This is a genomic window from Mycobacterium paraense (genome assembly GCF_002101815.1).
In the GTDB taxonomy this organism is placed as follows: Bacteria; Actinomycetota; Actinomycetes; order Mycobacteriales; family Mycobacteriaceae; genus Mycobacterium; species Mycobacterium paraense.
This window is the reverse complement of sequence record NZ_LQPM01000028.1, coordinates 35,309-46,623: the sequence shown is the minus strand read 5'-3', so window position 1 is coordinate 46,623 and position 11,315 is coordinate 35,309. Positions and strand designations below refer to the sequence as shown.

The window sequence follows — 11,315 nt, the reverse complement described above, 5'->3', positions numbered from 1 at the left end:
CAGCGAAGCCGGCGCCCCCGACGCCGGCTTCGCTGAATCCGCCGGCCCCGCCCTGCCCGCCGCCCGGACCGATCAGACCGCTGAGCAAGCCGCCGGTCCCGCCCGCGCCGCCGGCCCCGCCGTCGCCGAGAAGTGAGCTCCCGCCGGCGCCGCCGGCTCCGCCGGCGCTGAACAGCAGGCCCCCGTTGCCGCCGCGTCCGCCTGCCCCGCCGACCCCGCCGGGCGCGGTGCTGGCTCCACCGGCGCCACCGGCCCCGCCGTAGCCCAGCAGCGGGTCGCCCGAATTGCCGCCCGCGCCGCCGGCGCCACCGTTGCCGGTCGCCGAGCTCCCGCCGGCCCCGCCCGCCCCGGCGTAGCCCAGCAGCCCGGAGGCGCCGCCATTGCCGCCGGCCTGGCCGGGCGCGCCGGAGCCGCCGGCGCCGCCGTTGCCCAGCAGCCACCCGCCGGGCGCGCCGTTCTGCCCGGTACCCGGAGTTCCGTTGGCGCCGTTGCCGATCAGCGGGCGCCCGGTGGCCGCCAGGACGGGCCCGTTGATCGCGTTGAGCAGATCCTGCTGGATGGTCTGCGCCGGGTTCGCCGCGAACGCGGCGACGTTGGCGGCCTCGGCGCCGGCATAGGATCCCGCGCCCGCGGTCAAGGTGTGCACAAATTGGTCGTGGAACGCCGCCGCCTGCGCACTGAGTGCCTGAAAGCCCTGACCGTGGGCCGAGAACAGCGCCGCAATCGCGGTGGACACCTCGTCCTCGGCCGCGGCCAGCACGCCGGTGGTCGACGCCGCGGCCGCTGCGTTGGCGTCGCTGATCGCCGAACCGATATTCGTGAAATCCAGCGCCGCCGCCGCCATCATCTCCGGTGCCGCGATCACGTACGACATGCCAGCCACCCATCCGCTCGTCGGGTCGAGCCAAGCCTCATCCGGATTGACGCGGTGGTCTGCAGTAGTCGTCTACTGAAAGAACGGGCGCGCTGGGGAGTTGGCTACTTAAGCCGGCATCGTCGAGCCGCTATCGGCCGATCAGCGACCGGCGGCCAAAGCGGATCGTGCGGCAACTGCTGGGCCTCTCGGCCCGTGGCTGGAATTACGCGAGGCCGGTCACAGAATCCGGATTCCGCTTGATTTTCTGGTCCAACGGAACCACGACGCCCGGTTCCGTCGCATTCTTCAGTTCTTGGTATGCCGACTCAAGGGTGGCCGGAACGGCTTCCAGGTCGCGATATATGCGCATGAGTTGCTCGAGGATCTTGATTCGCTGCTGACCCGTCTCGTCCAAGACCCGGCGCGCCTGATCGCGACAATGGTCGGCTTCGCGCTTTGCATCGGCAAGCAGCAGATCGCGCTCCCGTTGGGCGTCCCGCCATGCCTCATCGATCGTCGACCGGGTTTCGGCGCGCATCTTGGCCAGTTCGGCTTCGAACTTTTTCTTGGCTTCCCCGTGTTCGCCTTCGAGGGCTTTTCGCTCCGCGGCCATCTCGCCCAACCGCTCCTGGTGCTCCCGGTGTGCGTCCTCGGCCCCGGCCTGGGCAGCCGCGATCAGCGCCTCCGCCTCGGCCCGCGCCTCGGCCTGCATCTCGGAAATCTCGTCGACCGCGCGCTGCAGCATCTTGGCCATCCGACGTTGCATCGCCTGGGGCGTAGGCGAAGCCTCGGTGAGGACGGCGACCTCGTCGGTGAGGACGGCGACCTCGATCCGCAGCCCCGCTGCCTCGTCGCAGGATTCCTTGAGTCTCGCTCTGAGGCTCTCGATGTCGTCGAGAAGCACTTGCTGTTTGTTGATCAGGTTCCCGATGTAAGCGTCAACCTCGTTCGGATCGTAGCCCCTGAAAATGAGAGGGAACGTCTTTACGGTTTCGGTGATCATCGCCAGTCCCCATTCTGGAAATGCCTGGCAGACCCATGGACCTACCAAGTCGAGTATTTCACGGTTATGCATCCGTGAGACCAACGCTTTTGACGCGAATTTGACGGAGCGTTATGCGTTGTTGCTGATCTGTCGAATATGGCAGTGTCTGGGGGCGTGAACGAGCAACCCGTGACGCCGTTTCGCATCGACGTCTCCGACGACGTCCTGGAAGATCTCCGATCGCGCCTGCAGCGCACGCGTTGGCCCGAAGCCGAATGCGTCGACGACTGGAGCCAGGGCATTCCGTTGGGCTACACCCGCGAGCTGGCCGACTACTGGGCCGGCCAGTACGACTGGCGATCCCGTGAGGCCGCGCTCAACCGCTTCGATCAATTCGTCACCGAGATAGACGGGCTCGACATCCACTTCGTCCACCAGCGCTCGCCGCACGACGGCGCCTTCCCGCTGCTGATCACCCACGGCTGGCCGGGCTCAATCGTGGAGTTCCACAAGGTGATTGAGCCGCTGACCAACCCTGCGTCGGGGCGCGCCGAGGACGCCTTCCACGTCGTGTGCCCGTCGCTTCCGGGGTACGGCTTCTCCGGCAAGCCCACCCGCGCCGGGTGGGGCGTCGAAAAGATCGCCGAGGCCTGGGAGACGCTCATGCTGCGCGTCGGCTACCAGCGCTACGGCGCGCAGGGCGGCGACTGGGGCGCCGCCGTGACCACCGAGATCGGCCGAAACGGCGGGCACTGCGCGGCCATCCACCTGAACATGCCGATCGGGCGGCCCACCAAGGAGTCGCTGGCCGACCCGACCCCCGATGAGCAACGCGCGCTGGCCGCGATGGCCGAGCACCGCAAGTGGGGCACCGGCTATTCCAAGCAGCAGTCCACCCGCCCGCAGACGCTGGGCTACGGGCTCGTCGATTCGCCGGTGGGGCAACTGGCGTGGATCGTCGAGAAGTTCTGGGCGTGGGCCGATTGCGACGGGCACCCCGAGAACGTGTTCAGCCGCGACGAGCTGCTGGACAACGTGATGATGTACTGGGTGACCGCCACCGGCGCATCGTCGGCCCGGCTGTACTGGGAAAGCTTCCGGGTCTTCGGTCAGGCGGGCCGGGTCGAATTGCCCACCGGCGTCAGCGCTTTCCCGGGCGAGCTGCTCAAGGCGCCGCGCAGCTGGTGCGAGCCGGCGTACAACATCACGCACTGGACGGACATGCCGCGCGGCGGGCATTTCGCCGCGTTCGAGCAGCCGGAGCTGTTCGTCGACGACGTGCGCGCGTTCTTCGCGACGGTCCGCTAGACGATCCGCCAGCCCCTGCGCGCCCGAAAGCGCATGTCCCACAGGTAAATCTGATAGCCCAAGATCCACGCCCGGTGCGGGATCAGCCGGTCGGCCAGCCGCAGGGCGGCCAGCAACCGCTCGAAGCGGCGCTGGCGGCCCTGCGACCACTCCAGCTGCATCATCGCCCGGAACTCGGGCGCCAGGAATCCCGTCGTCGCGAACAGGTTGAACGGTCCCGCCAGGACGCGCAGCGGCCACGGCAGAAACGCCAAAGAGGCCACCCCGCGCAGGTGCTCACGCACCGGCGGATCGATGCGCAGCTCGTCGAGGGAGCGCTTCCAGTAGTCGTCGAACGCGGCGCGGTCCGGCGGCCACATGCGCTCGGGCACCTGCAGCGTGGTGCCCAACCGCTTGGCATCGCGATAGACGGCGTCGGCGGCGGCGTCGTCCAGCGGGCCGTGCAGATATTCGTGCTGCTCAACGAAATACCGGTACAGGCACGACGCCACCCACAGCTGCAGCTTGGGGTCGAACGCGTTGTAGGACACCGGGCTTGACGGTGTCGAGCGAACCTGGCGGTGCGCGATGTCCACGGCGCCGCGGATCAGGGCGCGATCGGACTCGGTCCCGATGGCCGCCACCGCCAGGTAGGTCCCGGTGGTGCGGGCCCGCTTGAACGGATGCTTGTAGACGTTGCCGCTGTCCACCGGGCTTTCCAGCACGCCGTAGCCCACACCGGGCAAAGACAACTGCATGATCACGTTCGCCGCGGGCATCAACACCGCCGCGGGGTTCAGCAAATCGGCGATCCGGGTGGCGGGCCGCTTCATCGCGGATTACCCCTCATGGACTCGAGTACACCACGACCGGTGTTAGATCCGCGCAAAAGTGGGCAGACCTGAGCAATGAGTACTCAACCTGGCAACCCGCGGCCGCTGGCCCGCCCGCCCAACCTCTCGCCGGCCGCCGACCCCGACGCCCTCCTGTGGTGGGTGGTCGGCCTGCTGATCATCGTCGTGATCGTCGCCGCCATCTTGGCCATCTAGCCCCGCCCCGCCCGGTCGGGTGTGAGACGCTGCCCGGGTGTTGGCGAGGCGGGCCCGGGCCGTTGGCGTGCTGGCCGGGTACGCGGCCGACCTCGCGCTGAGCGACCCGAAACGGGGCCACCCCGTCGCGCTGTTCGGTCGGGCGGCCGCGGCGCTGGAGCGCCTCACCTACCGCGACTCCGAGGTCGCCGGCGCGTTGCACGTCGGGCTGCTGGTCGGTGCGGTCACGGCGCTGGGCGCGGTCGTCGGACGCCGGTCCGTCGCGGCCACCGCCGCCGCCACGTGGGTCTGCCTGGGCGGGACGTCCCTGGCACGCACCGGCCTGGAGATGGCGCAACTGCTCGAGCGGGACGACGTCGGTGCCGCCCGACGGCTGCTGCCGTCGCTGTGCGGGCGCGACCCGGAGCGGCTGGACGCCGCCGGTCTGACGCGCGCGGCGCTGGAATCGGTCGCGGAGAACACCTCCGATGCCCAGGTGGCGCCGCTGCTGTGGGCGGCGGCCGGCGGCGCGCCCGCGGTGCTGAGCTACCGCGCCATCAACACGCTGGATTCGATGATCGGCCACCGCTCGCCGCGCTACCTCCGATTCGGTTGGGCCGCAGCACGATTGGACGATGTGGCCAACTATGCCGCCGCGCGGGCGACCGCGGCGCTGGTGGTGCTGTGCGCACCCGTCGTCGGCGGATCGCCGGCGGGCGCGCTGCGCGCCTGGCGACGCGACGCGGCCCGGCATCCCAGCCCCAACGCCGGCGTGGTCGAGGCGGCCTTCGCCGGGGCGCTGGGCGTCCGGCTCGGCGGGCCCACCCAGTACCGCCATGAGCTGCAGATCCGGCCCACCCTCGGCGACGGCCGGCCGCCCGCGGTCGCCGACCTGCGGCGCGCGGTCGTCCTGTCGCGGGCGGTGCAGACCGCCGCCGCGTTGGTCGTCGCGTGTGCGTCGGTGGCGTCGAGTGTGCGGATAGGGCGGGAAAATCGCGAATTTCGCGCCCTCAGCGCGCACTGAAAACCCTGAGCGCACACTGTAGGTCGGCCTATCGCCGCCGCCCGTAGCGGTCGGCGAGTTTCTCCTCGACGGTCGTCGGGGTCTCCTGCGCCGCCTGCTTCTCCCGGCGCCGGACGCGGATCTCGGAATAGACGAAGTAGCCCAACAGAATTGGCGCGACGATGCCGAACGAAATCCACTGGATGCCATACGAGAGGAAAGGCCCGGCGTCCAGGTGCGGGAGGCCGATCACGCCCAGGCCGCCGGGCTGGTCCTCGACCAACTGCAGATACGACCCCGCCAGCGGGACCTTCATCAGCGCCGCGACCTGCTCGGTGTTGATCGAATACACCTGCTGCACACCGTCGATGACGAAGGGATCCTTGCCCGGCGCGGTCGGCTCGGAGTCGCGCAGCCGGGCCGTGATACTCACCGGCCCCGCCGGTGGGCGGGGGATCGGGGGGACGTGCGAGCCCTGCGCGGGCCGAACGTAGCCGCGGTCCACCAGCACGGTGGGCCCGTCGTCGACGACGAAGGGGGCCAGCACCTCGAACGCCGGGTCGCCCTCCACGACCCGCAGGCGGGCCAGCACCTGCACGTCGGGCAGGTAATGGCCGCTCGCCGTCACCCGGCGCCACTGCGCGCCCGGCGCCGACGAACCCTGCTGCGGCAGCAGCGTTTTCACCGGCACCGGCGGGGTGTTCAGAGAGGACTCGATCTGATGGTTCTCCCGCGACGTCCTGGTGTTCTTTCCCAGCTGCCACGGCGCGAGCACCATGAAGCACAGGTAGGTGAAGGCGATGACCACCAGGGCCAGCGCTAACCAGCCCGGCCGCAGCAGGAATGCCAGGCGGCGCATCAACCGTTCTCCGCGAGCCGTTCGTCGACCCAGTCGTGCAGGCCGGGCAGGGCGGCCTCGATGACGGCCAACACGTCCTCGAAGTCCTCGGGGTCGCCGTAGTAGGGGTCCTCCACGTCGAGGGCATGGGCGCCCGAACGCGGGTCGAACGAGCGCAGCATCCGGATCCGGTCGTCTTCCACGCCCAGCTGCCGCAGCATCCGAACGTGGTTGCGGCCCAGGGCCACCACCAGGTCGGCCGCCAGGTGGTCGTCGTTCAGCTGCGCGGCGCAGTGGGCGGTGGAATAGCCGTGGGCCCGCAACACTTTGGCGGCGCGGTCGTCGGCGCAACTGCCGACGTGCCAGTTGCCGGTGCCGGCGCTGGTCACCCGCACCGCGTCACCCAGGCCGCGCCGCCGCAACTGGTCGGCGAACACCTTCTCGGCCATCGGGGAGCGGCAGATGTTGCCGGTGCAGACGAAGGTGACGTGCAACGGTTCAGACACCCAGCGCCCTCCGCAGCTCCTCGATGGTCGCGGCGTGCGTCACGCCGGTGACGGTGAAGCCCTCGTGAAAGTCGTCACGCCCGTAGCCCCAGCCGACCACCACCGTGTCGATGCCGTGCGCGGCCGCGCCGTGCACGTCGTGGCTACGGTCACCGACCATCAGCACCCGCTCGGGCAGCGGCTGGAGCTGTTCCAACGCGTGGGCCAGCACCTCCTCCTTGCTCTTGCGGGAGCCGTCGGGCGCCGCGCCGGCGATCACCTCGAAATGCCCGTCCAAACCGAAATGGGCGAGGATGCGCCGCGCCGTCGGCTCCAGCTTCGAGGTGGCCACGGCCAGCCGCACCCCGGCGGCGCGCAGGTCGGCCAACAGCGGCTCGATGCCCTCGAACAGCGTGTTCATCGCCCAGCCGCGGGCGCCGTACTCGGCCCGGAACGCGGTGATCGCCTCGTCGGCGGAGTCACCGAACATGGTGCGGAAGGTGTCGTCCATCGGCGGCCCGACGATATGCGCGATCAGGTCGCCCTCGGGCGCGGCCGCTCCGACCTGGTCGAGCGCGTGCAGGAAGCTGGCCACGATGCCCTCCGCCGAGTCGGTCAGCGTGCCGTCGAGATCAAAGATCACCAGCTGCGGAGTGCCCGCGACGCCCGCCGACGATGCACGACGCAACGCGTCGTGAGGAGGAGGGGGGCAATCCGCGGCTGTGCCTGTCACCTCACCATTGTCCTTGATGGCCAGTTTCGGAGTGCGACGGCGTTCCTGCCACGCGTTCGCGGCGGCCCACTAGTGTTTCACGGATGGCGACTCTGAACCCGAGCCCGCCTGCGGCCCGCTATCACGGCGATCAGGCCGTGGCGCCCGGGATGCTCGATTTCGCCGTCAACGTCCGGCACGCGCAGCCGCCCGAGTGGCTGACGCGGCGGCTGGCCGAGCGGCTCTCGGACCTGGCGAGCTACCCGAGCACGGGGGACGTACACCGCGCCCAGGACGCGGCCGCCGCGCGGCACGGCCGCACCCGCGACGAGGTGCTGCCGCTGGCCGGCGCGGCGGAGGGGTTCGCGTTGCTGCCCCACCTGCGCCCGGCGAAGGCGGCGATCGTGGCACCCTCGTTCACCGAGCCGGCCGTGGCGCTGGGCTCGGCCGGGGTGCCCGTCGAGCATGTCGTGCTCGAGCCGCCGTTCCGCCTCGAGGACGCGCGCGTGCCCGACGACGCCGACCTGGTGGTGGTGGGCAACCCGACCAACCCCACCTCGGTGCTGCACTCCCGCGAGCAGCTGCTGGCGCTGCGCCGGCCCGGTCGGATTGTCGTGGTCGACGAGGCCTTCGCCGACGCGGTTCCCGGCGAGCCGGAGTCGCTGGCCGGCGACCCCCTGCCCGACGTGCTGGTGCTGCGCAGCCTGACCAAGTCGTGGGCGCTGGCCGGGCTACGCGTGGGCTACGCCCTGGGCGCCCCGGAGCTGCTGGCGCGGCTGACGGCGCGGCGCGCGCACTGGCCGGTGGGGACGCTGCAGCTGACGGCCATCGCGGCCTGTTGTGAGCCGCGGGCCGTCGCGGAGGCGGCGTCCGGTGCCATGCGGTTGACCCAGCTGCGCGCCGAGATGGCCGCCGGCCTGCAGTCGGTGGGTGCCGACGTGGTCGACGGGCGGGCCCCGTTCGTCCTGTTCCGGCGCCCGGATGCCGATTCGCTACGAAACCGCCTGGAGCGCAAAGGGATTGCCGTGCGGCGCTGCGATACGTTCGTCGGCCTGGACGAGCGGTACCTGCGCGCGGCGGTGCGCCCCGAGTGGCCGCTGCTGGTCGACGCGATCGCCGGGGTGTGGCCGTGACCGTGCGGCTCGCCGATGCGATCGAGGCGCTGGACGAGGCCTACCCGCCGCGCCTTGCCCAGTCGTGGGATTCGGTCGGCCTGGTCTGCGGCGACCCCGACGATGCGCTGCACTCGGTGACCGTCGCCGTCGACGCGACGCCCGCCGTCGTCGACGAAGTTCCCGAGGGCGGCCTGCTGCTGGCGCACCATCCGTTGCTGCTGCGCGGCGTCGACACGGTGGCGGCCAGCACCCCGAAGGGCGCGCTGGTGCACCGCCTGATCCGAACCGGGCGTTCGCTGTTCACCGCGCACACCAACGCCGACTCCGCCTTGCCGGGCGTGTCCGACGCGCTCGCCGACGCCCTGGGCCTGACCGTCGAGGGCGCGCTCGAACCGCTCGCGGGGGCGGGCGACCTCGACAAGTGGGTGGTCTACGTGCCCCGCGAGAACGCGGAAGCGGTGCAGGAGGCCGTGTTCGAGGCCGGCGCCGGGCACATCGGCGACTACTCGCACTGCAGCTGGAGCGTCAGCGGCATCGGACAGTTCCTGCCGCACGAGGGGGCCTCACCCGCGATTGGCAGCGTCGGCAGCGTCGAGCGGGTGGCCGAGGACCGGTTCGAGGTGGTCGCTCCCGCCCGCGCCCGGGGCGCGGTGCTGGCGGCGATGCGGTCCGCCCATCCCTACGAGGAGCCCGCGTTCGACATCTTCGCGCTGGTGGCGCCGCCGAGCGGCGCCGGGCTGGGCCGCGTCGGCCGGTTGCCGCGGCCGGAACCCCTGCGCGACTTCGTTTCCCGCGTCGGTTCCGCCTTGCCGCGGACGTCGTGGGGCGTGCGCGCGGCCGGGGATCCGGACCTGCCGGTATCGCGGGTCGCCGTGTGCGGCGGTGCCGGGGACTCGCTGCTGGCCGCCGCGGCCGCCGCTGACGTGCAGGCCTACGTCACGGCCGACCTGCGGCACCATCCGGCCGACGAGCACCGCCGGGCCTCGAGCGTGGCCCTGGTCGACGTGGCGCACTGGGCAAGCGAATTCCCCTGGTGCGAGCAGGCGGCGGGCGTGCTGCGCTCGCGCTTCGGGGCGGCGCTGCCCGTGCGGGTGTGCGCGATTCGCACCGACCCTTGGGATCTGGGGTACGACGACGGGGGAGGACGGCCATGAAAGCCGAGGTGTCGCAGCAACTTTCGCTACTCGAGTTGTCGAAGCTGGATGCGGAGCTGTCGCGCATCGCGCACCGGACCGCCCACCTGCCGCAACGCGAGGCGCTGGAGCGGATCCAGGCCGAGCACAACGCCGCCAGTGACCGGCTGGGAGCGGTGCGGATCGCCCTCGAGGACTTGGACGCCCAGGTGTCGCGATTCGAGGCGGAGATCGAGGCGGTGCGTCAGCGCGAGGACCGGGACCGCACCATGCTGAAATCGGGTGCCACGGATGCCAAGCAACTGTCCGACCTGCAGCACGAGCTGGAGACCCTGCTGCGGCGCCAAACCAGCCTGGAGGATTCCCTCCTGGAGGTGATGGAGCGCCGCGAGGAGCTGCAGGCCCAGGCCACCAACGACGAGGGTGCGGTCGAGGCGCTGCAGTCCGAGATGGCCGCCGCCCAGCAGGCTCTCGACGCCGCGCTCGCCGAGATCGACGAGGCCCGCGCGGCCCATTCGTCACGGCGTGACACGCTCGCCGCGGCGCTGGACCCGGCCCTGTCCGCCCTGTACGAGCGCCAGCGGGCCGGGGGAGGGCCGGGCGCCGGGCCGTTGCTGGGGCATCGGTGCGGGGCCTGCCGGATCGAAATCGGCCGCGGGGAACTGTCCCGCATCTCCGCCGCCCCCGAGGACGAGCTGGTGCGCTGCCCGGAATGCGGCGCCATCCTGCTGCGGGTCAAGGGATTCGAGCAGTGAAAGTCGTCATCGAGGCCGACGGCGGATCGCGCGGCAATCCCGGCCCGGCCGGCTATGGCGCGGTGGTGCGCAGCGAGGACCGCTCGACCGTGCTCGCCGAGGCCAAGCAGGCCATCGGCGTCGCGACCAACAACGTCGCCGAATACCGTGGGCTGATCGCCGGTTTGGACGACGCGCTCAAAGTCGGCGCCACCGAGGCCGAGGTCTTCCTGGACTCGAAGCTGTTGGTGGAGCAGATGTCCGGGCGGTGGAAGGTCAAGCACCCCGACCTGATCGAACTCCATTCCCAGGCGCGCAAGCTGGCGGCGCGTTTCGACCGGATCGGCTACACGTGGATCCCGCGGGAGCGCAACTCGCACGCGGACCGGCTGGCCAACGAGGCGATGGACGCCGCTGCGGTCGCCGATGACGGCGACATCGAGAACTCCGAACCGCCCGCCGCGGAGTCCGCGAAAAGCGCGGCGGTGCAGGCCAAGACGTCGCCCGGATGGACCGGGGCCCGCGGCACCCCGACGCGGCTGCTGTTGCTGCGGCACGGCCAGACCGAATTGTCGGCGCAGCGCCGCTACTCGGGGCGCGGCAACCCGGCGCTGACGGAGGCCGGGCGTCAGCAGGCCGAGGCCGCGGCGCGCTACATGGCGCAGCGCGGCGGGATCGCCGCGGTGATCTCCTCCCCGCTGCAGCGGGCCTACGACACGGCCGCGACCGCCGCCAAGGCGCTGGGGCTCGACGTGGCCGTCGACGACGACTTGATCGAGACCGATTTCGGGGCGTGGGAGGGGCTGACGTTCACCGAAGCGGCGGAGCGCGATCCGGAGCTGCATCGCCGCTGGCTGCGAGACACCAGGACGAAGCCGCCCGGCGGTGAGAGCTTCGACGCGGTGCTCGATCGGGTGCTGCGGGCGCGTGACCGGATCGTCGCCGCGCATCAGGGCGCCACCGTGCTGGTGGTGTCGCACGTGACCCCGATCAAGATGCTGCTGCGGCTGGCGCTGGACGCCGGGCCGGGCATTCTGTACCGGCTGCATCTTGACCTGGCGTCGTTGAGCATCGCAGAGTTCTATTCGGATGGAGCGTCTTCGGTGAGGCTGGTTAACCAGACAAGCTATCTTTAGGTG

Annotated in this window: 13 protein-coding genes; 7 read left to right on the top strand and 6 right to left on the bottom strand. The window is 71.1% G+C overall.

Translation table 11 applies throughout. The annotated features are described in order from the left end of the window. Positions 1-874, bottom strand: an 874-nt coding sequence (locus AWB89_RS20805) for a PE family protein (RefSeq protein WP_142282592.1), incomplete at its 3' end; no start/stop codon positions are given. Positions 875-1,079: 205 nt separating this feature from the next. Continuing rightward, positions 1,080-1,859 carry a DivIVA domain-containing protein gene (locus AWB89_RS20800; RefSeq protein WP_085176233.1) on the bottom strand — a complete coding sequence of 260 codons (780 nt, stop codon included), beginning with the start codon at positions 1,857-1,859 and terminating at the stop codon, positions 1,080-1,082. A gap of 171 nt (positions 1,860-2,030) precedes the next feature. Here AWB89_RS20800 and AWB89_RS20795 point away from each other — a divergent pair, with 171 nt between their 5' ends. Then, entirely contained in the window at positions 2,031-3,149 is a 1,119-nt protein-coding gene (locus AWB89_RS20795) for an epoxide hydrolase family protein (protein WP_085176241.1), read from the top strand. On the opposite strand, the gene AWB89_RS20790 is transcribed toward AWB89_RS20795, so the two are convergent. Beyond that, a complete protein-coding gene (locus AWB89_RS20790) occupies positions 3,146-3,961 on the bottom strand; it encodes an oxygenase MpaB family protein (RefSeq protein WP_085176231.1) in 816 nt (271 codons plus the stop codon). The two genes, AWB89_RS20795 and AWB89_RS20790, sit on opposite strands and share 4 nt — an antisense overlap. A 75-nt stretch (positions 3,962-4,036) precedes the next feature. Between AWB89_RS20790 and AWB89_RS27335 the strand changes: the two genes are divergently transcribed. Beyond that, on the top strand, positions 4,037-4,177 hold the full coding sequence (locus AWB89_RS27335) for a hypothetical protein (protein ID WP_158089841.1): 141 nt from the start codon (positions 4,037-4,039) through the stop codon (positions 4,175-4,177). 37 nt (positions 4,178-4,214) lie between these two features. Then, positions 4,215-5,180, top strand: a complete 966-nt coding sequence (locus tag AWB89_RS20785) for a cobalamin biosynthesis protein (protein ID WP_085176229.1) — start codon at positions 4,215-4,217, stop codon at positions 5,178-5,180. A gap of 28 nt (positions 5,181-5,208) precedes the next feature. Here AWB89_RS20785 and AWB89_RS20780 read toward each other — a convergent pair whose 3' ends face one another. Genes AWB89_RS20780 through AWB89_RS20770 form a run of 3 tightly spaced genes read right to left on the bottom strand, consistent with a single transcriptional unit; the run spans position 5,209 to position 7,125 of the window. Next, positions 5,209-6,018, bottom strand: coding sequence for an SURF1 family cytochrome oxidase biogenesis protein (locus AWB89_RS20780; RefSeq protein WP_085176226.1), 810 nt, complete (start codon positions 6,016-6,018; stop codon positions 5,209-5,211). Continuing rightward, on the bottom strand, positions 6,018-6,503 hold the full coding sequence (locus AWB89_RS20775; RefSeq protein WP_085176224.1) for a low molecular weight protein-tyrosine-phosphatase: 486 nt from the start codon (positions 6,501-6,503) through the stop codon (positions 6,018-6,020). The genes AWB89_RS20780 and AWB89_RS20775 overlap by 1 nt, the downstream gene beginning before the upstream one ends. Next, the gene (locus tag AWB89_RS20770; protein WP_085176222.1) at positions 6,496-7,125 is read right to left on the bottom strand and encodes an HAD-IA family hydrolase; all 630 of its coding nucleotides are present in this window, start codon (positions 7,123-7,125) and stop codon (positions 6,496-6,498) included. The genes AWB89_RS20775 and AWB89_RS20770 overlap by 8 nt, the downstream gene beginning before the upstream one ends. Before the next feature lie 173 nt (positions 7,126-7,298). Between AWB89_RS20770 and cobC the strand changes: the two genes are divergently transcribed. Genes cobC through AWB89_RS20750 form a run of 4 tightly spaced genes read left to right on the top strand, consistent with a single transcriptional unit; the run spans position 7,299 to position 11,312 of the window. Continuing rightward, positions 7,299-8,327, top strand: a complete 1,029-nt coding sequence (cobC, locus tag AWB89_RS20765) for an Rv2231c family histidinol phosphate aminotransferase CobC (RefSeq protein WP_085176220.1) — start codon at positions 7,299-7,301, stop codon at positions 8,325-8,327. Then, positions 8,324-9,463 (top strand): Nif3-like dinuclear metal center hexameric protein, encoded by a 1,140-nt coding sequence (locus AWB89_RS20760; protein WP_085176239.1) that lies wholly within the window; start codon positions 8,324-8,326, stop codon positions 9,461-9,463. The genes cobC and AWB89_RS20760 overlap by 4 nt, the downstream gene beginning before the upstream one ends. Next, positions 9,460-10,197, top strand: coding sequence for a zinc ribbon domain-containing protein (locus AWB89_RS20755; RefSeq protein WP_085103990.1), 738 nt, complete (start codon positions 9,460-9,462; stop codon positions 10,195-10,197). Before AWB89_RS20760 ends, AWB89_RS20755 begins: the two co-directional genes overlap by 4 nt. Continuing rightward, positions 10,194-11,312 carry a bifunctional RNase H/acid phosphatase gene (locus AWB89_RS20750; RefSeq protein WP_085176219.1) on the top strand — a complete coding sequence of 373 codons (1,119 nt, stop codon included), beginning with the start codon at positions 10,194-10,196 and terminating at the stop codon, positions 11,310-11,312. Before AWB89_RS20755 ends, AWB89_RS20750 begins: the two co-directional genes overlap by 4 nt. The last annotated feature ends 3 nt before the right edge of the window (positions 11,313-11,315 follow it).